Source organism: Pseudomonas sp. CG7, assembly GCF_023701885.1.
Classification (GTDB): Bacteria; Pseudomonadota; Gammaproteobacteria; order Pseudomonadales; family Pseudomonadaceae; genus Aquipseudomonas; species Aquipseudomonas zanjanensis.
The window spans coordinates 39,191-58,647 of record NZ_JABAEE010000021.1 but is presented as its reverse complement, the minus strand read 5'-3'; the positions used below and the strand labels follow the sequence as shown (position 1 = coordinate 58,647).

At 59.2% G+C, this 19,457-nt stretch carries 24 protein-coding genes and 1 pseudogene; 2 read left to right on the top strand and 23 right to left on the bottom strand.

Features of this window, described 5'->3' with window-relative positions; genetic code table 11:
* The first annotated feature begins 332 nt into the window (after positions 1-332).
* On the top strand, positions 333-707 hold the full coding sequence (locus tag HGO40_RS11475) for a hypothetical protein (RefSeq protein ID WP_250963084.1): 375 nt from the start codon (positions 333-335) through the stop codon (positions 705-707).
* 8 nt (positions 708-715) lie between these two features.
* The gene (locus HGO40_RS11470) at positions 716-1,408 is read left to right on the top strand and encodes an SOS response-associated peptidase family protein (RefSeq protein WP_250963083.1); all 693 of its coding nucleotides are present in this window, start codon (positions 716-718) and stop codon (positions 1,406-1,408) included.
* Here HGO40_RS11470 and HGO40_RS11465 read toward each other — a convergent pair.
* The 23 genes and pseudogenes from HGO40_RS11465 to HGO40_RS11360 form a co-directional block, all read right to left on the bottom strand.
* Positions 1,386-1,901, bottom strand: coding sequence for a lysis system spanin subunit (locus tag HGO40_RS11465; RefSeq protein WP_250963082.1), 516 nt, complete (start codon positions 1,899-1,901; stop codon positions 1,386-1,388). The two genes, HGO40_RS11470 and HGO40_RS11465, sit on opposite strands and share 23 nt — an antisense overlap.
* Positions 1,898-2,323 (bottom strand): cell wall hydrolase, encoded by a 426-nt coding sequence (locus HGO40_RS11460; protein ID WP_250963081.1) that lies wholly within the window; start codon positions 2,321-2,323, stop codon positions 1,898-1,900. The genes HGO40_RS11465 and HGO40_RS11460 overlap by 4 nt, the downstream gene beginning before the upstream one ends.
* 76 nt (positions 2,324-2,399) lie before the next feature.
* A pseudogene (locus tag HGO40_RS11455) lies at positions 2,400-2,711 on the bottom strand (phage tail protein); the annotation flags it as partial.
* 386 nt (positions 2,712-3,097) lie between these two features.
* The gene (locus tag HGO40_RS11450) at positions 3,098-4,204 is read right to left on the bottom strand and encodes a hypothetical protein (RefSeq protein ID WP_250963080.1); all 1,107 of its coding nucleotides are present in this window, start codon (positions 4,202-4,204) and stop codon (positions 3,098-3,100) included.
* A gap of 13 nt (positions 4,205-4,217) precedes the next feature.
* A complete protein-coding gene (locus tag HGO40_RS11445; protein ID WP_250963079.1) occupies positions 4,218-4,892 on the bottom strand; it encodes a hypothetical protein in 675 nt (224 codons plus the stop codon).
* Positions 4,892-5,215: a hypothetical protein gene (locus HGO40_RS11440; RefSeq protein WP_250963078.1), complete on the bottom strand. Its 324-nt coding sequence runs from the start codon at positions 5,213-5,215 to the stop codon at positions 4,892-4,894. The genes HGO40_RS11445 and HGO40_RS11440 overlap by 1 nt, the downstream gene beginning before the upstream one ends.
* The gene (locus HGO40_RS11435; RefSeq protein ID WP_250963077.1) at positions 5,212-8,814 is read right to left on the bottom strand and encodes a TipJ family phage tail tip protein; all 3,603 of its coding nucleotides are present in this window, start codon (positions 8,812-8,814) and stop codon (positions 5,212-5,214) included. Before HGO40_RS11435 ends, HGO40_RS11440 begins: the two co-directional genes overlap by 4 nt.
* Before the next feature lie 55 nt (positions 8,815-8,869).
* Positions 8,870-9,457, bottom strand: coding sequence for a tail assembly protein (locus HGO40_RS11430; protein ID WP_250963076.1), 588 nt, complete (start codon positions 9,455-9,457; stop codon positions 8,870-8,872).
* Entirely contained in the window at positions 9,454-10,236 is a 783-nt protein-coding gene (locus HGO40_RS11425; protein WP_250963075.1) for a C40 family peptidase, read from the bottom strand. Before HGO40_RS11425 ends, HGO40_RS11430 begins: the two co-directional genes overlap by 4 nt.
* A gap of 3 nt (positions 10,237-10,239) precedes the next feature.
* Positions 10,240-10,941, bottom strand: coding sequence for a phage minor tail protein L (locus tag HGO40_RS11420; RefSeq protein ID WP_250963074.1), 702 nt, complete (start codon positions 10,939-10,941; stop codon positions 10,240-10,242).
* Positions 10,942-10,995: 54 nt separating this feature from the next.
* Positions 10,996-11,340 (bottom strand): phage tail protein, encoded by a 345-nt coding sequence (locus HGO40_RS11415; RefSeq protein ID WP_250963073.1) that lies wholly within the window; start codon positions 11,338-11,340, stop codon positions 10,996-10,998.
* A complete protein-coding gene (locus HGO40_RS11410; protein WP_250963072.1) occupies positions 11,340-13,910 on the bottom strand; it encodes a phage tail tape measure protein in 2,571 nt (856 codons plus the stop codon). The genes HGO40_RS11415 and HGO40_RS11410 overlap by 1 nt, the downstream gene beginning before the upstream one ends.
* A 24-nt stretch (positions 13,911-13,934) precedes the next feature.
* Entirely contained in the window at positions 13,935-14,354 is a 420-nt protein-coding gene (locus HGO40_RS11405; protein ID WP_250963071.1) for a hypothetical protein, read from the bottom strand.
* Between the two features lie 94 nt (positions 14,355-14,448).
* Positions 14,449-14,661 carry a phage tail assembly protein T gene (locus HGO40_RS30830; protein WP_502943266.1) on the bottom strand — a complete coding sequence of 71 codons (213 nt, stop codon included), beginning with the start codon at positions 14,659-14,661 and terminating at the stop codon, positions 14,449-14,451.
* Positions 14,658-15,083, bottom strand: a complete 426-nt coding sequence (locus HGO40_RS11400; protein ID WP_250963070.1) for a phage tail assembly chaperone family protein, TAC — start codon at positions 15,081-15,083, stop codon at positions 14,658-14,660. The genes HGO40_RS30830 and HGO40_RS11400 overlap by 4 nt, the downstream gene beginning before the upstream one ends.
* Before the next feature lie 9 nt (positions 15,084-15,092).
* On the bottom strand, positions 15,093-15,821 hold the full coding sequence (locus HGO40_RS30825) for a phage tail tube protein (protein WP_250963069.1): 729 nt from the start codon (positions 15,819-15,821) through the stop codon (positions 15,093-15,095).
* Between the two features lie 62 nt (positions 15,822-15,883).
* Entirely contained in the window at positions 15,884-16,252 is a 369-nt protein-coding gene (gene gp17, locus HGO40_RS11390; RefSeq protein ID WP_250963068.1) for a tail completion protein gp17, read from the bottom strand.
* On the bottom strand, positions 16,249-16,740 hold the full coding sequence (locus tag HGO40_RS11385; RefSeq protein ID WP_250963067.1) for an HK97-gp10 family putative phage morphogenesis protein: 492 nt from the start codon (positions 16,738-16,740) through the stop codon (positions 16,249-16,251). The genes gp17 and HGO40_RS11385 overlap by 4 nt, the downstream gene beginning before the upstream one ends.
* Positions 16,733-17,065: a phage head closure protein gene (locus tag HGO40_RS11380; RefSeq protein ID WP_250963066.1), complete on the bottom strand. Its 333-nt coding sequence runs from the start codon at positions 17,063-17,065 to the stop codon at positions 16,733-16,735. Before HGO40_RS11380 ends, HGO40_RS11385 begins: the two co-directional genes overlap by 8 nt.
* Positions 17,062-17,400 (bottom strand): head-tail connector protein, encoded by a 339-nt coding sequence (locus tag HGO40_RS11375; protein WP_250963065.1) that lies wholly within the window; start codon positions 17,398-17,400, stop codon positions 17,062-17,064. The genes HGO40_RS11380 and HGO40_RS11375 overlap by 4 nt, the downstream gene beginning before the upstream one ends.
* Positions 17,397-17,582 carry a hypothetical protein gene (locus tag HGO40_RS11370; RefSeq protein WP_250963064.1) on the bottom strand — a complete coding sequence of 62 codons (186 nt, stop codon included), beginning with the start codon at positions 17,580-17,582 and terminating at the stop codon, positions 17,397-17,399. The genes HGO40_RS11375 and HGO40_RS11370 overlap by 4 nt, the downstream gene beginning before the upstream one ends.
* Before the next feature lie 35 nt (positions 17,583-17,617).
* Positions 17,618-18,781, bottom strand: a complete 1,164-nt coding sequence (locus tag HGO40_RS11365) for a phage major capsid protein (protein WP_250963063.1) — start codon at positions 18,779-18,781, stop codon at positions 17,618-17,620.
* Between the two features lie 3 nt (positions 18,782-18,784).
* Positions 18,785-19,447 (bottom strand): HK97 family phage prohead protease, encoded by a 663-nt coding sequence (locus HGO40_RS11360; protein ID WP_250963062.1) that lies wholly within the window; start codon positions 19,445-19,447, stop codon positions 18,785-18,787.
* Between the last annotated feature and the right edge of the window lie 10 nt (positions 19,448-19,457).

The following is a 19,457-nucleotide window of genomic DNA, read 5'->3' as shown; positions in this document are numbered from 1 at the left end:
TGCCCTTCTAGACCGCCCAGCAGAGCGGATTTTGTTTGGTAGGCGCGATTGGACTCGAACCAACGACCCCCACCATGTCAAGGTGACCGTGAGGCAAGTGTAACACTATGAAAAACAAAGGAAAGTTCACCCATATCGGGTGACTCAAAACAGTCTTATCACCCTATAAGAATCAACAACTTAGCGTTGGATATTCCTACAGTAGTCCCCCCTGCCTCCGGCGTTCTGCCGACCGATCATCCCCCGAAATCCTACAGCTCGTCGTCTCGCCATCGCTCGAATCCTGCCGTCTCGATTACTGTATATCCAAACAGTATCAGCAAGGCATGGTCATGGACCCGTTAGAAATCGAAGACACCAGCGATTGGCTGGGCTGCCCCACACCACTGGAAATGTACAGGCACTCCTGTCACATGCTGGAAAACGAGGTGCAGGAGCTGACCACCCAGCTACGCAAGGCGCGCCAGGACATTTTTGGCTTGGTGGAAATGCACGCGGCCGAGGCCAAAGAATGCGCCAGGCTCCGTGCTGAGCTGAAGGCCGTGAGTTCCGCTCTCGACGATGAGAGCCGGAAAAACTCTGACCTGACCATGACGTCCAATTATTTGCTTTGCTCGAAGGACCGGCTAATTTCTGAGTATCACAGGCAGTTGAATGAGTTCATGGGTGGGAAATTGCCAGAGCCCACTACCAACACAATCGGTTGATAGCGCCTATGTGCGGACGACTCTCGCAGTACTCCGGCATCCACGACTTCGTGGCGGCCCTGAGCATGCCCAACGCTTTGGTCAATTCCGCCGGCGACCTGCCGCTGGAGAAGTACAACGGCGCCCCGTCGCAGCAGCTCGCCCTCTTCCACTTGGAGGATGATGTCCTACACGCCGATATGGTGCGCTGGGGCTGGCGGCCGGCCTGGGCCAAAGACCGGGCAGCGCCGATCAATGCCCGGGTCGAGAAAGTCGCCCACGGACCGTTCTACCGGTCGATCTGGCCGAACCGCGCAATCACGCCTATCAACAACTGGTTTGAGTGGGTCGATGAGGGCGGCCCCAAGAAGCAGCCCTACTTGATCCGTCGGCGAGACCAGGCTCCTGTCCTGTGCGCGTCCATCGGCCAGTTCCCCGCTGGTGGCCGTGAGCCGGGTGAGCACGACGGCTTTGTGATCATCACCGCCGACAGCGTGGGCGGCATGGTCGACATCCACGACCGCCGTCCGGTGGTGCTGACGCCGGACCTGGCCCGCGAGTGGCTGGATCCGGCCACACCAAAGGAGCGGGCAGAGCAAATAGTCCTGCATCAGGGCGAGCCGGCCGAGGCCTTCGAGTGGTTCAAGGTGGACCGCGCCGTCGGCAATGTGCGCAACCAAGGCCCCGAACTGATCAGGCCTATCGCCGACCCACTTCTTTAGCGTAGGCCTGGCACGCCTGCAGCGCGATCAACCCCCGGTCGCCGGTGTCGGTGATGGCGATAATTCTTTGAGCATGCGCTGGGTCAAGTTGGGCTCGACGGGCTCCATGAACCACGCCGACGGCGCCGGTGGCGGCAGGCACTCCATTGCAACCGGCAGGATCCTCGGCGAGGAGGACTGACAGCCGCAAATCAGCAGTGGCAAGGCGATCGCGCAGGCGATCTTGATTACGTTGGACATCGGTAAGCACTCGGTGGTGGGTTTGGTCATCTGCGGCGAGCTGCTGCTCCAGGGCCAGCCGCTTGCCCTGCTCTGCCTGGACCTGATCAGCGGCCGCGCTGCCGATCTTGGCAAGGTCGGATAGGTGCGCATTGGTCTGATCGGCGAGCTGACCGCTATACCGCCAGTCCTGCACCTTCCACGTAGCGCTCATGGCCAGAATCAACGCCACGGCCATGCCGGCGATCAGCAGCTTCAGGCTGGCGGGGCTCATGGCACGGCCTTGAAGAAGATGTGGTTGCCCAGGCGGAAGGTCTGGGTTGCGTCCTTGGACCAGGCTGGCGGCTTCGGCATCGTGGTCGCGTAGTAATGGGTCGCGCCATTGGTGATGTCTGGCTCCTGGCCGGAGATCACCAGGTCGGCCGCACGCTGCGCCTGGGCGAACTGCTTCGGCGGGATCGGCTTGGCACCGCTCAGGTAGGGATAGTTCGGGTCGTTCTTGTTCCAGCAGCTGAACTGGTATGGCTTCAGGCAAACTCCGGCGTAGCCTTCGCCCCACCAGGACCGGGCCTTGCCGTCGCTCACACGGTTACGGATAACACAGGCCACGGCCACCTGGCCGGCGAAACTCTCGCCACGGGCTTCGCCCCACAGCGTGCGCGCGAGGATGTCGCGGTCCTTCTCGGTTGCGGTCATAACTTTTCTCCAGGCAAAAAAATCCCGCTCGATGGCGGGTTGCGGTGGTCAGTGACGGGCAGATTGAATCAGCGGTTACCAACATAGGCGCCGCTATGATTTCAGGGACGGGCGGCTCGGCCGGCCATACTGGTGATTCAAACCATCCGGGCTGCGTGGTCACTTTGCCCAGGGCGTACTTGTAGACCTTCCAGGCTTTCAGCGGAGCAACCAGCGCGGCCTGCTCTGCCTCCTCTTCAGGTGTCGCCTCGCCAATCTCGATCCCATATCCCAAAGTGTCGATGCGATCTTGGATGCGGGCGATTTGTACAACTGCGGCGGCGCTCTTGGAGGCAAGTTCAGCTTTGACCTCGGCAAACTGCTGATCCAACAACGCGGCGGCCTTCATGGCCCTGGTAACCAGCTTGGTCCAATCGATTGTGCCTTCCACAATCTGAGCATCAAGATCGGGCTTGGGCGGAACGTAAAGCTCGCCGGCCGGCATCTTCGGAGGCGGGAACACCACCAAGCCATCGGCAACGCTCCACAACGGATTTGGAAATGCCTGTTCCTGGCTATAGTTCGACGGAATCGGAAATAGCAGGCTGATGTTTAGCTCCCCGGTCTGGCGGGTTATATCACCAGCGAACCATATCGAATCGATGGATCCGTGCGGCAACGTGTCACCATCCTCAACTTGGGATAGATCAAAGCGCACATCATTGATGATCAGCGTGTCGCCGCTTTTCACCACCGTGAACAGTGCGTTACCGACCTGCGGCATCAGTTCAATCTTCATTCGTACCATCTCCCGTGAGCCAAATAGCCCGGATACATCGCCGAGTTCGACGCATGGCCGTACACCACGAGTGTGACTGACGAGGCGCTAACAGCTCCGACGGAGCCCCAGCCTCGACTCGATCCAGCCGCGGGGCCTCCCGACATTTGGAATCGTGAAGCATCGCTGCAGACCGGAGGCGAACTGAACGCGTGCGGATAAGTGAAGCTGCTGGTGGCGGACGCGATGAAAACGCCACCGGCAGAAGTGGTTGTTGTAACCGCAGTGGTCGACCAGCCCGAGCAAATTAGAGTGCCGCAGGCATATTTAGAAAACGTTCCCGTGGTGGTGGTACCCCGCTGAAGAAGCGCCCCTGTAGGAATCCCACCCGTTTGCGATACCGCGCCCACGGAGTTCTTGGTCGTGAACACCTCAAACCAATCAATCGAACCGGCGCCCGTGGTGTACCACCCTTCGAAAATTCGACCAACCGAAGCCGCGAAGATCGTATAGAAAGTGTCAGTGGTGGAGTAGCGTTTGGCAAAGGCCATAAAGCCGGTCGCGGTGCTGAAGGGGGCACCGACAGTGGTCCCGCCCACTCCTCGATACAGCCCCGATGGAAGGTGCGCGAGCAGCGTAGGCATAACCGGCAAAGTCACGGCGCTGCCCCAGCCATGGGCGCCATTGAGCATTAAGCGACCGACAGTGGAATCACTGGTACTGGTTTGGGGGACCAGGCCCAGCCCGATCTGGGCATCGGTGATATTCTCCCCGCCGGTCCCTCCCTTGCTGACCGGAAGGATGTCGTAATTGCCTGTCGTCTTTAGCGCGGCGAGCTGGGAGCCGTAGGTGTTGACGATGTCCCTCAGCGCGTCCGCAGAATCCTTGACGTACCCTTGCATAGGCGCCAAGGCGTAGCTCCCACCGGATGCCGTCGGGCCGAGGTACGCAGGGGAGATGGAGAGAGACGTGTTGCTGGAGGCGTTGGTGACTTCATACCACCGCCCATCAGGGCCGCGAAAGGCATCGCCGACGCGGCAATTCGCAATAAAGGCGGTACCAACACCTGTAACGGCATTGGAATTCAGGGTGACGTTAACCGTCCCCGTTTTATACCAGGGCATAGGAAGTTATCCTTTAGAGTTTTGCGAATACGGCGGGGAGAAAGAACGCGAATGGATTTGCAAGACCTACCGTAAGCGCGTACAGATTTCCTCCGGAGAAATCCCACCAGCAGTACAGAGCCCGACTTTGAACTCCATCATTTAGCATTGGCATGCTGAAGCTGTTAATCAGCATGTATTCCCCGGCAGGGAAGTTGAACGGTACTCGATAGTAATTTCTAGGAACGCCTTGATCCGTGTAATCCGTTTTAACATAGGTCCAATTCTGGAAAGACTGAGTAAACCTAGCGTACGGGGTGCCGCTATCGAATAACAGCTTTGAGCTTCCATCCCACAGTCGCATACCAAAATCAGCCAAGGCTGTAGCGGCAAACCCACAAGCAAAGTAGGCACCATTTGGCTGAAGAGTATTCTCGTTATAGGCTCGGACGTAGAACCCAGTCCAAGCCCCCGGCGACCCTATAACACGCATCAAGCAAAGACCGGCGATACCACTGCTTCCCGAAGGCCTGACAAAGACAAGGGGAGGCTCCTGGCTTGTGATTGTTCTTGGGAACGAGGTAACCGAACCCAGCCCAGACTCTTGAGTCGGTTGATATGTGCCCTTTGCCAACACAACCAGTCGCGTAAACTCAGAATCAACAGTTACGACATTACTGTCGTTTGTGAACTCTAATCCGAATGACATCAGGAGAACCTTATGGCGATGAGTCTCATGGTTGAGCCTGTGGTGTTGCTGTACTGCTGTCTTCCTCGAATATAGCTATAAACTCTAACGGCATCGGCAATGACCTCCGTTTCAAGTTGCATATCAACACTCACGTTATAGTTACCAATCGGCACCACAAAAGCGGCACCGTTCGTTGGAGTTATTCCTGGGACTGATATGGTTTGATAAGTAGCAGCGTTCGATCCAGTCACAATTCCGCTGTATACAACACGCATTGTGAACGACGATGGATCGAGCGTGGCGTTGCTGTTTTCATCCCAGGCCTCCAACCCATAACTCATGCTGAAAGATCTCCAAGCTGAACACGTTTGACGCCGTTCTGGTCATAGACCTTGATCGCACGGTTGGTCATGGTCAGGCGTCCGCCACCAGGTGCTGGGCCGTTGACCTCCAGATTTCCGGCCTTATCCAGCCGCCAGCCCTGCGAGCCGGCAACATAGTTGTCCGACTGCAGGTACTGCCCGATCTTCAGCATCGTGATGCTGCCGTCCTGGATAAAGGCCGAGTTCATGAATACCTGGCCACCTTGGACTGCGAACGGAACCGAGATGGCGCCGCCGGCTAAGGTGTTCACGATGGCGAAACGATCCGCGCTCACCAGGAACTGGCTTTGCAGAATTCCGCCGACGTTTTCAATACCAAGACCGATATGCGAGAAAACATACTGCCCGTTCGCATTCACCTGCATCTTCACCGACCACATAGTGTTCAGCTTGCCGCTGGTGTCGGCATAGGCCTCCGATGTCTGCTGAATGGCTGCGGTGTTCGAACCGACAGTTGCAAACAGTTGCTCGACCTTTGTTGCGGTGGCCGATTCGTTCGTCGATACCACCTCCTCCAGGGTGGTCAGGTTTGCAGCGTTCGTGCCGATCTGAGCATCAAGGGTCACCAGTCGGCGGGCTGTCGCCTCCCTTTCCGAGGCGCTAACGCTGGCTTCCTGGGCGATTGCCGCCGTGCTGGTCCAGCCCTTGATAGCGTCGGCCAGTTCTCCTTCCCCGTTGTCATCACGGTACGACGCCCTCAGCGCTTCGAAGGCCGTGGCCTGGGCGGTGACAACGCCGTCGATCTCCGTGATGTCAGCGGTATTGGTGGCCACCTGCTGCGCGAGGCCGTTGGCCGTCTCGACCGACTGCCCCACATCGAGCCAGTAGGTGGTGTTTGGCGGCGCCGTGTTGATCGGTACAGGCCCCTTGGCCTGATACAGCCGCTGTCCCTGACGAACGATGTCGTTTTTGATATAGGTCTTGGCAGGGTCATAGAGCAGGATGTCGTCGAGCGCATCGATCTGGGCCTGGAGGCCTGGGATCTTCTCGATTTCGGTCAACAGCTCTTCGCTGAGCTCGGTTTCGCCAATCTGCCCGGCGATCAGGTCGAGTATCGGCCCAGCGTTCGAGCTGGCCTGGCCCAACACACCATTGCCGACTGGATACCATGGGCCGATGTTCCCGGTACGGTCCACCAGGCGCGCCCAGAAGAAGAACGAGGCCCCGGCCAGCAGGCTTTGCAGGTTGTAGTCGCTCTGGGGATACGCCAGGTCGGCCAGCTTCGTGGCGTTCTCCAGGACGTTGGTCGGGCCATACCAGACCTCTGTCCGCTGGGTGTCCTCGGCGCCAGCAGGGAATCCCCACTTGAGGCCGATGCCGAACAGCAGTGAGGTCGCCGTCAGGTGGGTTACTGCCGGCGGCAGGCCGGTCTTGCCCTCCAGGTCGGACAGCACCGACGAGGTTGGGATCGACGAGACGTTCATGGCACTGACCGCGCGCACCCGGGCCAAGTACTGGCCGGAGTACATGCCACGGACGTCCACCAACAGTTCGCTCGTGCGCGGGACCTTGATCCACTCCCGGGCGCCCCACCGCCATTCGACGTCATCACCCACAGCACCAGGCGCCGCATCCCAGGCAATGGTCATGGCCGTGACGGCGATGCCCTGCTCAATGACCACGTGCTGGCTGATCAGCACCCGGGCAGGCGCGTCCTGCGTGCCGATCGGGACGCCGCTGATCGGCCGGGGATCAACCACGGCACCGTTATCGATGAAGTCGAATTTGCTCGGCTCGTGCTGGATCACCTCCAGTTGGTACTGGTGCCACTCAGGCCGGGTGACGTTGCGCACGTAGAACTGCATGACCTTCAGGTCGTCGAAGTCGATCACCCAACCGCATTCTGGCTCGGGCACCTCGCTGTAGTTCGCCGCCACGGTCACGGCCCGGCCAGCCACCGAGCTGATGACACGGGCCTCGGACTTGCCGCTGGGCAGGTTGAGGTAGAGGCGCGCACCGGTCGGGATGACAACGTCACGGTCGAGCGTCACGACCTTGCCAGCGACGGCCGAGACACGCCCACCATTCGCCCGGCCGGCAAGCATTGGATCGCCAACGGCAATGATCTGGCCGGGCTTTGGAATGCCGCCGTCCAGGCCTACCCGGAACGTAGCGCCCCGGGTTTGCAGTTGCTCGGTCATCAGCGCCCACTGACCAGCGCGCTGGGTCTGGCCCAGAGAGGTAGAACCGATCGCCTCGACGCCCAGTTCTCGCACAGAACCCAGCTCGCTCAGCGCCTCATTATCGAACACCGGCTCCTTGTCGGTTTCGAAGCCTTGGTCAGGGTTGTCCCAGGACACCATCGCTACGGTGTGGCGATCACGCCAGCGCGTGCCGTCGTACTTGATGGCACCGTTGTTGAGGATCTGCGATGGGCTATAGCTGAAAACTGGATCGCCAGGCATATCGGCATTGACGACGATCTGGCTGCCGTCCCAGTAGGCCATCCCGTGGAAGATCGAGGCCAGGTCCTGGAGCACGGCATAGGCCTCGGCCTGCTTCTGGAAATAAAGGTTGCAGGTGAAGCGCGGCTCCTGGCCGCCCTTGCCGTCCGGGACCATCTGGTCGCAGTACTGCGCAATACGGTAAAGGGACCAGCGATCCACCATGGTCGCGTCGATACGCTCGCCCAAGCCGTAATATGGGTGCAGCACTAGGTCATAGAAGACCCAGGCAGGGTTATTGGTGTAGGCCTCTTTGAAGGTGCCGTCCCATATCCCGCCGCTGGTACCGGCGCCAGCGGTGGCGTAGGTCCGGGTCTCGGGGTTGTAGTTGGTCGGCACGCGCACGATGCGGCCGCGCATCAACACCGCGATCTTGGCGATATCGCCGCCGAACTGCTGGGCGTCGTACTCGATGCAGCCAACCGACGTCAGTGGGTACTCCTGGTCGCTGTCGACCAGCTCGGCCACCGCCTCGACGAACATGCTGTCCTGCACCAGAGAGCTGTTAGCCTCCGGCGTGAGGCGGCGAGCGCGCAAAGTCCATTGGCTGCCGTCGGGCAACTCGATCCGATGGGAGCGCTCGTATTTGGTGACGTTCTTGCGGTCGACGAACGATGTCAGCACCGTGACATAGGGCCCGTTATCGGTCGAAACATCCACGGCGTATTCAATCCGGACGCCGTTGATGTTGCCGCTGGCATCCTGACGTTGCAGCGTGGGCCAACTGAGGCGCACCCGTGCCGCATCGATCATGGAGTTGTTGATGCTGTGCAGCCACGGGGTGGTGGTGCGCAACTCCTGGCCAACGGCAATTTCGTTGCTCGACTCGGTGACGCCCGCCAGGCGCTCCTGGTTCAGCTCGCCGGAACGGAACTGCCATTTCACGCCTGGGTAGTTGATCGTGCCGTCCTGGGCCTGGATGGGTGTGCCGTCGAGCCGCACGGAGCGCAGACCGTCAACCGGGCCAACGATGGGCCCCCAGCTCCAGATGTACACGAGCCTGGCTGTGGCCAGGGACGGAACGCTGTTCGACGCGATGCTTGGCTGCTTCGGTTTCGACTGGCCGCCCTTTGCCCCTCTGACAGCCCTGGTCTTTCTCGCAACTGCGCCCATGCGCTCCTCCAAAAATGCAAAAACCCGCCGAAGCGGGTTGGGTGTTTCCGAAAAATCAGATGTTGTCCTGGGTGTAGATGCCCCCTGACTCCACGGCACCGCCTATCTCCCGCTCCCCGTAGAGCAACGGGTAGGGGTTGCCTTGGGCAATGGTTGTCACCGCCGAGCCAAAGCCGTAGCTGGGGTTGTTGCCGTCTTCGTTCTTGTCGGCCGTGTTGACCTTCGTGGTTGGTGACAGCATCTGCACCACGCCGCCCAGCGCGACGCCAGCGCCGGCGACGAGCAAACCCATGCCAAGGCCGGTGGTCGTGCCGCCAGTGAAGAGGCCGGCCACGATCAGCGCTACGCCCAGAATCGTCTGGAAGATGCCCGCCGACTTGCTGCCCTGGATGATGGGCATGATCCGGATGACTTCGGCGCCCGCGCCTTTCAGGTCCAGCTCTTGCTCGCCGATGTTTCTCTCGTCGATGAAGACAGCGAACACCAGGCCACGCTCTTCGGCGGTGCGCAGGAACTTCTCGAAGCCTGGCTTCATCACACACAGCGCGTTCATCGCATCCCGGAAGCCGTGCAGGTCCAGCCGGTACTGGCGGCCGAAGCGCTTACCTAGTACGCCGCCCAGCTTGATGGTCGTCATCGTCATGGGCGGTAGTCCTTATGGCGCAGGATCAATTTCACCCGGTTAGCCATGGACCAGCCGTATACCTCGCGACTGGCCAGGCGCCCGGGCATGTGGTGGTAGATGAACGGCCCCGAGCCGCCCAGAGCGGCCGCTGGCTCGCTGTGCAGTGACGGGTCATCGCCCAGGTAGATCGCCGCATGGTTCGGGTGGAAACACGACCGACCCGGGGTCGGCACCTGGAGCACCAGCATGTCGCCACGTTGCGCCGTCTCCACCTGGTAGAAGCCTGTGGCCTTGAAGTTGTCCTCGTACAGGCTCGGGCCGCCTTCGTCTTCCCACCACAGGTCTTGACGTTCGAAGTTCGGTAGCTGCAGGCCAGCCTCGCGGGCGTACCAATCGCGGCAGGCGCCCCAGCAGTCCAGCAGGCCATGGGAGAAATCCCGGCCCAACAGCGGCGCCTGGAAGCCCGCGGGCTTGACCCAAGCAAACTCGCCGCCCGGCCAGCCAACACTGCCCCATGGCAACTCGTGCAGCTCACAACTCACGCGGTCGGCCATGCTCGGCGTCGGCGCTTTGTCTGGGTGGCTATGGATGATCGCCAGCACTTCGCCGAGATCTTCGGCCGCCGCCTGGTCGCGCTCGTCGATCTGGAAGTATTCCCGCTCCGACTTCGCCCGGTTGGCGCACGGCACGTATTGGCGGCCCGCTTCAGTCTTCACCAACAGGCCGCACGCTTCAGCCGGGTAGGCTTGCGCGGCGTGGGCGCGGATCTCGTCCTGCAACTTCTGGTTGATACGCATGGGTTACCTCGAACTTGCGATCAGGCTTGCGCCCATGGAGCCGCCAAACCGACGTGTGTTGCCGCGCAACTTGCAGCTACTCCACCACCCGCCGCACTGGTCCAGCGCCGGGTTGTCGGTGGGCTCATTCTTTTTGGTGAACATAGTGGTGCCGGTGTAGGCACAGGCCTCGCCGCGATAACCGCCACGACACGCCCACCGGCACAGCTTGGTGATCTGCTGGCTGGGCAGCATCTGCCCTTCCATGTCCGTGGGGCTGGACATCGAGAAGGTCAGCGAGTCGAACGACTCTTCCGTCTTCTGCTCGATGTACCAGAGGTTTCGCCGGCTCTGGTTGCTGGCCGTGGGGTTGCCGTCAGGGAAATTGGCAGCGTCCAGGTAGTGCCGGAACGTTTCAATGACGGTGAACTTGGCGCCCGCCAGGTCGCGGAACTGCAAGCACAGCGCCGTGCGCGCGCCCCGCACACCGCCCAGCGCGTTGGCGATTTGCAGGGTTGGCGAGGCCGGCCGACCCTCGCCGCGGATGTCGAATCCCTTCGCAGTGATCTGGAGTGGCGAATACAGCTGCCCCTGCCAGATGCTGTCGCCCTCCTGGGCGTGGCCGTGGAATCGCCACAAGTTGGCGCCCAGGCGGGTGGCGTCGAGCTCGAACAGCCGGATCTGGTTGCCAGGCTCGAGCTTTTGAATATCGGCGTTGTAATTCATGGGACTCCAGAAACAACAAACCCCGCACGGGGCGGGGCTGGTGGTCGGGGTGGATCAGGGCCTGTAGACCTGTTTGAAGGTGGCAGACAAAGTGAAAATTCCGGCGCCTCCGGCTGTCAGCTTGTAGCCGTTGGCGCTGTATCTGCCCTGGGATCCGCCAGGCGGCGTCCAGAGAAACGACTTGTAGCCCTCGTGGCGATCGAGGAAATCACGGATGCCCAGCAGATCATCGCCCGCAACCAATCGGCCCACGGCGCTGATATCCCAGGATTGCGACTTCGTGTTGATCCCGATCCCGCCGGCCTGGGTGTATCCATCGCCAAACTCGTTCTCCCAGGTCCGCTGGGAAATATCGCCGTCCGCACCAACACGGATGCAGTAAGTGAAGGTTTCAGCCATCACACACGCCTCCAGAGAACGCCGCCTTGCAACGTCTCGCCTTGAATGATGCGGATAACCTCGGCGGTGAATGCCTGGCCCATTAATTCGCCCTGTTGCTGGGCTTCCTTATCGCTCATGCCCTTCTGCGCCTGGACCGTGATCGGGGCGCTGATGCTGATCGAGGCACTTCCGCTGGAAGCCATGCCATCTGCCGAATTGATCCTCTCAAGTGTGCGGTCCAGCTTGGCACTGGTCTCGGCGGTGGTTACCCGCTCACCCTTTTCAAGGAGCCAAGTGCCGGTTTCTGGGACCGCGTCGCTGCCATCGTGGGCCATACCGGCGCGCGCGGCGCTTGATACTGCCGCCACCATTGGAATGGTTGCAGTCTGGGCAGCCAGAGCAGCCCCTGGGGCCAGCGCCGGACCAACGATAGGAATGGCAGCGGTAGATGCATAGGCCGCCAGAGCAGCCTGAGCTGATGTCGCCTGGGCGGTCGCGACCATAGCGAGGCCAGCGGCACTTTGTGTGGTCTTGCCAACAATCAACTGGACCGCCTGGTACACCAGCCATTGCGCAGCCATGTCGGAAAGAGCGTTGACCATTGACTTCCCGAAGCCGGCAATCATATCGCCGAGAGCGTCCCCCGCATCCTCAGCACCTGTTGCGACATCAGAAAAGAATGTCCCCAGATTGCTGCTCGCACTACCCAGGGCTGTCGAGGTCATGTCCGCTGCCATCTGCGAATGATCAGTCGCCACGTCGGCGAAGTTGGCCCAGGCCTCATTGACACCATCCATCCAGTTGGACTGGGCAGCATCAAGACTTTCGTAATACTCGTGCTGCAGCTCCATTCGCTCTGTCAGGGCGTCCTTGAGCATCCCGGTCTCAGCTGCGTAAAGCTCCGCCGTGATATCCCCAGCGTTCATCTGCTTCTGCAGGTCGGCCATTTGGTCGTTGTAGTCCTGCTGTATCGCCAGGTCCTGCTGGAGCCGATCACGGGCCTCATCGCCCATCCCTGCGCCAGCCAACTCCATGTCAAAACCGGATTTTGTCGTGGCGTTCGCTGCCTTCAGGCTTGCCAGGAATGCAGCAGATTTTGCTTCCTCTTCGTTCGCAAGCTTTAGTTTCTGGAGAGCATCCAGTTCCTTGGCCAATCCTTGAAGGCGCTTCTGCTGGTCGGCATTGATGCCGACAAGCTTGCCTGATGCGATCTCGAAGCGAAGCTTGTCGACCTCAGTCGCTTTCTTTTGAGCATCCGCAGAGGTATTGATGAGCGCGATTTGCCGTTGGAGATCAGTTTCACTCCCCTTAAAGGCCTCGTTAACTTTCTTTGCAGCATTCTCAACGTCCTGCGCTGCCTTCTTGGCGGCGGCAAGTTGATCGGCGCTCACTACCTTGAGCGTACCCGCATGCGGTGCGCGCAGCTTTTCTAGGAGGTCAGCCAGCTCTTTGACGCGCCCCGTCCCCTCTTGTCCCGCTGGCTTGTCAAACGAGGCCATGAGGTCGGCCCAGCCCAGCGCGGTATCATTCATCTGCACCCCAGCGTTCGCCAAGGTCTGCTTGACACCGTCGAAGTTCTGAATCGTGCGGAATATCCGCGCAGGCGGCACCCAGCGCTCCCAATAGGAGCTATCTTTCATGGACGCATCGTCTAGATCCGATAGCGTCTTGATGCCCTTCGCCAACAACTGAATACCAGCAACGGCTCCTATTGCAAATTTGGCCAAGCCGCTAAAACTCTCAGCCAGATCTTTCGCCACCTCAGCCCCAAGCAATCCATTGGCAGAGGTAACGTTGAGCTCTGTAGCGAAATTCGACAGCGTGGGCAGTAGCGCACTAACGATCTGATTCTTTAGGCCGGCGAAGGACTGCTCAGCGAGCCATGTTGCCGCGCTCATTTCCTTGGCTGCCCTGATGGTTTTCTCGTCGAGGACTGCGCCTGCTTCAGCTGCAGCGTCCCCGAAGGCCTTGAAACCTGCAGCGTTGTTCCTCATCAGCGGAAGCAATAATGTTGCATCGTTGGCTATGGCCTCCAGATAAAACGTCATATCCGCCTGGCTGGCTCCAGCTTTCTCCAAGCTCGACACGTATAACTGCAATGCCTCGGGACCTGATAGCTTTCTGAACTGCTCGGCTGTAACGCCCACCAGAGGAGCGACACTTGTGAAAAAGTCCTTAAGTTCACCTCCCCCCGTGTTGAGAAAGTCGCCAACCTTGTCGTTCACATCTTTGAAAATGTCGGCCAGCTTCTCTTGGCTGATGCCAACTGCGCCAGCTCCAGCGGCAAGCTTCTGAAATTCAGTCGTGCTGGTATTGGAAACGGCAGCAAATCTGGATATTTCCTCGCTGGCGTTGACGGTGCTCAGGGTTAAGGCTGCCAATGCGCCTGCGGCGGCAACGGCACCCGCGCCTATTGCAGCACCCACAGCTTTAGCGCTCTTCTCTGTGTCCTGCTGCCACTTTTTTGCGCTGCGACCAGCTTGGTCGAGAGGCCCGGTAAAACCACCAAGCTTGGCAACGAGATCCAGTGTCAGGGTCCCTAATGATTTACTTGCCATCATTTCTCCGCCCAAAAAAAAGCCGCCCATCGGGCGGCTTTTGGATTTCGCTAGTTACTGCGCAATCAGTTCCGTTTTAAGCCTGTTCCTAGCGGTTTCGTAGCTGTTCTTAGCGACAGCGGACCCGGGCCCTGAAAGGTTGTCGAAGTAGACTCCCCAAGCCGTGTAAAGATCTTTTATCGCGGTTTTAACCGATTCTGTGCGAGCGGCCTTCACTGCTTTCGGAAGGCCCTCTTGCGCCTTTTCTGAAAATTCTTTATGGCACTGCATATACTCGCTGCGCGCCCTGTCCTGATGCGCCGAGCCCAGATTAGTCGCTGCTCTGGAATTGTCGCTTTTGAGTTTGCAAGTGAACACCCCCTCATAGAGTACATTTGCATACTGCCACTCTGGATAATCGACGAGCTTCTGAGCCTCAACAGCAAACGGCAACAGACATAATGAAAAACCGAACCCTAACAACATCTTTCTCATATTGAACTCCATCTCGTCGGCTGAGCAGTCTGTGCGCTATCAGAGGTGAGATGCGCACAGCCCTAGAAAGATTGATCGAAACACTTTATCAGTGTCATGACCACGCTTCCATCGCCTCATTCAGGGCGATCTCACGATCCCGTTCGTGCGCGATGAAGTCCGCCGGCTTGAATCCACCATCCTTACTGTGCCGATTGGCGTAGATAGACGTTAATATGGATACGCTCCTTTCTACCCTAAACCCAACGTTCAGCGAACCGCGTTCCCTGCGGTACCTGAGCCAGCGGTTGAACTCCCTAAGGCTCAACCGCTCTTGCGCTTCCGCGACCGTGCAACCGAAGGTGATGGCGAGCTCGTGCCAGAGCTCTTCGAGTCCGTCGAGCTCGTCGTCTTTCCCAGGTTGTTGACCTCATAGATTGCAGCCAACAATGCCACAGTCAGGCGACCGTCCAGCGCCCCTCGCTGGGGATCTGCATCACCGGTGATATCGCCGACGGCGAAAACGGCAGCCCCGTTTTCATCGCACACGCTTGCGGCTATGCGCCCGGCAAAGCTGTCGTGCTTTCCGTTCAAAGCCGTCACATCGCTGATTGCTGCCTGATAGCCAAGCGGACGGATGAAGACGGTGGCCGTGAGCTCTTCATCGCCCTGCGACCATTTGATTTCCTTCTCAACCGGTCGGCCGGTGAAGGCGCCGACCGACTTAAGGCTTTCGAGTGTCAGTTTCATCGAACCCCCTTAAGCGCTGGTCTTGCGGATCCAGGCGGAACCGCCCGAACGCTGGATGGTGGCGGCGGTACTGACCACGGCGTTGGCTGCGAAGTCGAACGGGAAGTCGGAGACGTAGCCACGAAATGTGAACCAGGTCCGCGAGTTTGGGAGATTGAAGCCTTCGGTGGTGTTGATTTCTGCGGTGGCCACCGCCCCCGTACCGGCGCCACCGGTGAAGCCCACGCTTGGCGAGCTGGTGTAACCGGTTCCCGGATTGGTAATGGTCACGCCAGTGACGGATCCACCCTCGATCGTCGCGGTAGCAGTCGCACCCGAACCACCGCCACCGGTCAACGCGATGGTAGGCGCGGTCGTGTAGCCGGTACCGCCATTGGCGATCAACACAGCGTCAACGGCACCAGCAGGCGCGAGCGTCGGCGCGGCGGTGCCGTCAGACCAACCCACAGCCCAATCGATGGTGGTGTCGCCGTCGGCTTCGGAAAGCTGGTGCAGGCGAATGTGGCTGGCGTTGTTCGGGTCGGCGTTGACCGTAAGCGAGGCCTGCCCAGGGGTGCGGAGACCTTTCTTGTAGCTGCGGTCTTTGTCCTCCAGGCAAGTGTCCTCGATCTGGTCCGCTGGCGAACCGCCCGGGCTGAATGCGGTTGCGCATTCGATGGCGAGCACGGTTTTGGGGCCAGTGCCGGAAACAGGCGGGACGAGTGCGTAAATCTGGGTTCCTTGGGAAAGGATCGACATGGCGTTCTCCAAATGTCGGGCATAAAAAAACCCGCACTCGGCGGGCTGGTTTCTGGGTTGGGTTATCGGCGGACGATCCAGTCCACACTGAAGCTGTAGCGGTATCGGCCTGTTTCGGTGTCTCGGTGCTCTCCGTTGTAGCTGGAGACCGAGGCGGACAGTTCCACGGCATACTCCAGCGCCTGTCCCGCGGCGCGAGCCTCAGCTGCTGTAGCTGCGTAGATATCGATCTGTAGCGCGTGGATCTCGACGTCCGGGCGCCCGGCCAGATAGTTATCCGGCGAGCCGTTGATGACCTGCCAGACGCAGTACGTGCCGGGAGGGCTATCCGGCGCCAGCCCGAACAGGTAGAGCCGGGTCGGGCTTACACCGAGCAGCGCGGTCACAGCCGGGTCGGCCGCCGCCACTTGGAAAATGGGTGGGTACTTCATGGGCCCGCCTTCTTCGCTGCGCGCTTGATCGCTCGGTCGATTGCTTTCTCGTACTCAGTGACGAATGTGTCGGTTACCGCGCTGATGTTGTCAGCGAGGGCCTTCCGCATAAATGGCGAGGCCTGCATTTTTTCGGTACCGAACTCCAGAAGTCTCCAGTGAGGGGTTGGCCCATTAACTGATAGGTCAGGCGTGACCCCTTTCTTGGGAAGCACAGCGCCGTGCAGAACGCCGACCCGAAAACCCAGGTCGCCGGTTTGCTTGAACAATCTGCCATTCCAGCGAAGAGCAATATTTTTAGCGATAGACCTGCCTGTAGCCGAGTCGTCCAACTTCTCGGCGGCCTCCTTTGCCTTATTGGCGACCAATTGCGCGGCCTTGCGTAAAGCTGATCGACCACCTTTGCGCTTGAGGTCATAAGTGATCGCTTCGAGCTTGCCGAGCAAAGAATCTAAACCGGTGATGCTGAACTCCACGCTATCAGCCATCGTTCACCCCTTCACTGCAGGGCAGCGTCAGATAGTCGAGCCCGCTTTTGGGATCTGCCAAAACCCCTTCAATTTTGTAAATTTTGGTGCGATGAAGAATCCTCATGGTCGCATCGACATCAGTTCGATGCCGAATAACAACCCTGGCTGTTATTTTCGACTGAGCTGCGGCAGCAGCAATGAAGTCACGAGCTGACAGCGCTTCAATCGATGCATAGACTTCGGCGACGAGGTCCCAGCTTGGGATCATTTCACCACTCACCGGTTCCTGCGTGAACACCGCACGTTGCAGTTCGACTCGATGACGCAGATTGCCAGCTCTCATGGTATCTCCTCGGGCTCAGGATCTAGCACGCCACGCCAGTTCCTTGAAGCCCACAGAAGCGAATCAACGGCCGGATGAAGTGCAGCGGCAGTGGTGCCGACCGCAACCGCTTCACGATTCGCGTAGGACTCCCCCAGCAGCAGCAAAAGCGCTGATTTGAAGGAAGCCGGGAAGTCCGTCACCAACTTAAGTGCAGGGTTGTCGCAATACCATAGCGCCCAAGCCAGGGCGGACTCAGCGTAGAGCTCGATCAGGTCGTCATCGTCTTCATGGTCGACGCGCAGATGCTTGCGCATCAAAGCGATCGGCAGTAGATCGGTGACGGGGATGCTCATTTTCTACCGCCTGTTTTTTTGGGTGCTTCGGTTGCGGACTTAGCCGGGGGCTCGACCTCCTCAGCCAACTCCATGCCTACCAAGGCTTGAGCGATCTCATCCGATACGGACCTTTCCTCGAACTGATCGAAGTTCCCAGCGTGATAGTGCGAAAACTGGCGCAGCGCGCGAATCTTAATCATGGCTCAATCGGGGCAGTTGCCTGCCCCGGCCTCGGTTACGGTGCGGTGGCGAAAGGACCGGTGATGATCGCGGTTGGCCGGTAGTGAGCCAGGGCCAGACGCTCTTCACAGAGAATGGTCAACATGTTCTTGACGAAGTTGTCACGATCTTCTCGGCTAACCTCAACGGTTGCATCCATACGGTCCCAGACTTGTGAAGCCAGGTCGAAGCCGCCGACCGTGAAAGTGCCCAAGGCCTGGGCTTTGGTCGCTACGACCGGCAACCCCCACATGACCTTCGCAGCGAACGCAGCCGGGCCACCGAAGATGTAACGGCCATCAGCATCTTTCAGCAGCGCGATCGCGTGCCAGTCGCGAGGATTGAGGATAATGCCGGAGGCTTCAAACTCGGACTCGCTGGTCTGGAAAATCGCATGCGCGATCTTGTCCGCACGAGTGTCACCGGTGACGTTGAGGGTCGCGTCGTATGCGGCTGCGACCGTGTTCAGCCCAATGAGGTTGTCGCCGGTACCATCACCGTTCAGCAACTGGCCTTCTTCAACCAGGGCCAGACCGAACAGAAGACGGTTGTTGACGTAGGATTCGAGCATCGGCGCATCGTCCATGACCTGGCGGGAAGCCTGGATCCAGTGGGCAATGGTTTTGACGTTCGCTGTTTCCTTGGTGAAGGTCAGATTGGACTCTGGCTTCAGTGTGCCTTCCGCTACCGGCGCGGCGCTGTTGGTGAAGACGTTCTCGCGAACATATTCCAGGGAGTTCGAACTGATGCGGCCTTGGGCCAACAGATCACGGATGGTCAGGCGGCGCAGGCCTGGCATCAAGATGCCGGCGTTGCGTTGAGGCTCAATCAAAGCGCCGGCAGAACCAGCACCACTGCCGAGTTGCTTGTTGAAGCTTTTGACGTCGACTTTACCAGACGACTTGCCATCCCAGGACTTCTGCAGATCGAGCGCGGTCTGCTCGGCGAATGACTTTTTGGTTTCGGGGTTGTCCAGGTTTCCGCTAGCCAGCTTCTGCTCGAGGTCGAACAGTCGGGTTCCGGACTTGGTCAGTTCTTCTTGAACGGTTTGGAGGTCGGTTTGCAGTTTTTTGCTGATCGCGCCGGTCTCGGTGATTTCCTTCTTCTGCGCCTCGAACAGTTGGGTCATGTTCGTTTGCGCGTCTTCGATTGCCTTTTGGATCTGGGCCAATTCGGACATGGTTCAGTTTCCTACAGTTGGGAAGGTTTTGAGGCGATTGAGAATCGCGGTGATTTCGCCACCTTCGGAATCGCTCCGAACTGCGGACTTGATCCGGGCAATGAAGCCCAGGGCTTGCGACTTAGAAAGTCCGGCCGAATCCCTCAGCCAGTGCTCTACATCGCGAATAGTGGTGATCGACTCCAGGCTCTTCATAGACTCGACGGTTGCCTGCTCATTGGCTGGGAAGGTGCAGATACTGATCTCACGCAGGGCTTGCACATTTTTGAAGGCTCGCCCGGTGCCGATCAGGTCGAAGCCGTCCTTCAGGACCGTGAATCCAACAGACATCCCTTCAACCGTCTTGTGCTCCATAGCGGCGCGTAGATCGGTAGACATCGATAGCCCCGGGGTCAATTCGCCACGGGTAAGCAGGCCCTTGCTGTCCTCCTCCAGCGACAGCCATTTGCCTACCGGAAGCTCCCAGGTGCGATGGTTGAAGAACATTCCAACCTGGCGGCTTTGACTTGATAGCGCTTTTTTGAAAGCGCCAGGCATGATGATGTCGCCATCGCTGTCGACCACGACGAAGACACTCGCGTAGCCCTCGAACGTCCCCGTTTTTCCAGACGAATCGAACTTGATCTCGACCTGATCAAAGGCCAAGGTCTTTTGAATATTGGACATTGGGTAGCTC

Excerpts from the sequence above, each read along its gene's own strand:
- HGO40_RS11475 (WP_250963084.1), top strand. The coding sequence starts at position 333 with ATGGACCCGTTAGAAATCGAAGACACCAGCGATTGGCTGGGCTGCCCC.
- HGO40_RS11470 (WP_250963083.1), top strand. The coding sequence starts at position 716 with ATGTGCGGACGACTCTCGCAGTACTCCGGCATCCACGACTTCGTGGCG.
- HGO40_RS11465 (WP_250963082.1), bottom strand. The coding sequence starts at position 1,901 with ATGAGCCCCGCCAGCCTGAAGCTGCTGATCGCCGGCATGGCCGTGGCG.
- HGO40_RS11460 (WP_250963081.1), bottom strand. The coding sequence starts at position 2,323 with ATGACCGCAACCGAGAAGGACCGCGACATCCTCGCGCGCACGCTGTGG.
- HGO40_RS11450 (WP_250963080.1), bottom strand. The coding sequence starts at position 4,204 with ATGCCCTGGTATAAAACGGGGACGGTTAACGTCACCCTGAATTCCAAT.
- HGO40_RS11445 (WP_250963079.1), bottom strand. The coding sequence starts at position 4,892 with ATGTCATTCGGATTAGAGTTCACAAACGACAGTAATGTCGTAACTGTT.
- HGO40_RS11440 (WP_250963078.1), bottom strand. The coding sequence starts at position 5,215 with ATGAGTTATGGGTTGGAGGCCTGGGATGAAAACAGCAACGCCACGCTC.
- HGO40_RS11435 (WP_250963077.1), bottom strand. The coding sequence starts at position 8,814 with ATGGGCGCAGTTGCGAGAAAGACCAGGGCTGTCAGAGGGGCAAAGGGC.
- HGO40_RS11430 (WP_250963076.1), bottom strand. The coding sequence starts at position 9,457 with ATGACGATGACGACCATCAAGCTGGGCGGCGTACTAGGTAAGCGCTTC.
- HGO40_RS11425 (WP_250963075.1), bottom strand. The coding sequence starts at position 10,236 with ATGCGTATCAACCAGAAGTTGCAGGACGAGATCCGCGCCCACGCCGCG.
- HGO40_RS11420 (WP_250963074.1), bottom strand. The coding sequence starts at position 10,941 with ATGAATTACAACGCCGATATTCAAAAGCTCGAGCCTGGCAACCAGATC.
- HGO40_RS11415 (WP_250963073.1), bottom strand. The coding sequence starts at position 11,340 with ATGGCTGAAACCTTCACTTACTGCATCCGTGTTGGTGCGGACGGCGAT.
- HGO40_RS11410 (WP_250963072.1), bottom strand. The coding sequence starts at position 13,910 with ATGGGCGGCTTTTTTTTGGGCGGAGAAATGATGGCAAGTAAATCATTA.
- HGO40_RS11405 (WP_250963071.1), bottom strand. The coding sequence starts at position 14,354 with ATGAGAAAGATGTTGTTAGGGTTCGGTTTTTCATTATGTCTGTTGCCG.
- HGO40_RS11400 (WP_250963070.1), bottom strand. The coding sequence starts at position 15,083 with ATGAAACTGACACTCGAAAGCCTTAAGTCGGTCGGCGCCTTCACCGGC.
- HGO40_RS30825 (WP_250963069.1), bottom strand. The coding sequence starts at position 15,821 with ATGTCGATCCTTTCCCAAGGAACCCAGATTTACGCACTCGTCCCGCCT.
- gp17 (WP_250963068.1), bottom strand. The coding sequence starts at position 16,252 with ATGAAGTACCCACCCATTTTCCAAGTGGCGGCGGCCGACCCGGCTGTG.
- HGO40_RS11385 (WP_250963067.1), bottom strand. The coding sequence starts at position 16,740 with ATGGCTGATAGCGTGGAGTTCAGCATCACCGGTTTAGATTCTTTGCTC.
- HGO40_RS11380 (WP_250963066.1), bottom strand. The coding sequence starts at position 17,065 with ATGAGAGCTGGCAATCTGCGTCATCGAGTCGAACTGCAACGTGCGGTG.
- HGO40_RS11375 (WP_250963065.1), bottom strand. The coding sequence starts at position 17,400 with ATGAGCATCCCCGTCACCGATCTACTGCCGATCGCTTTGATGCGCAAG.
- HGO40_RS11370 (WP_250963064.1), bottom strand. The coding sequence starts at position 17,582 with ATGATTAAGATTCGCGCGCTGCGCCAGTTTTCGCACTATCACGCTGGG.
- HGO40_RS11365 (WP_250963063.1), bottom strand. The coding sequence starts at position 18,781 with ATGTCCGAATTGGCCCAGATCCAAAAGGCAATCGAAGACGCGCAAACG.
- HGO40_RS11360 (WP_250963062.1), bottom strand. The coding sequence starts at position 19,447 with ATGTCCAATATTCAAAAGACCTTGGCCTTTGATCAGGTCGAGATCAAG.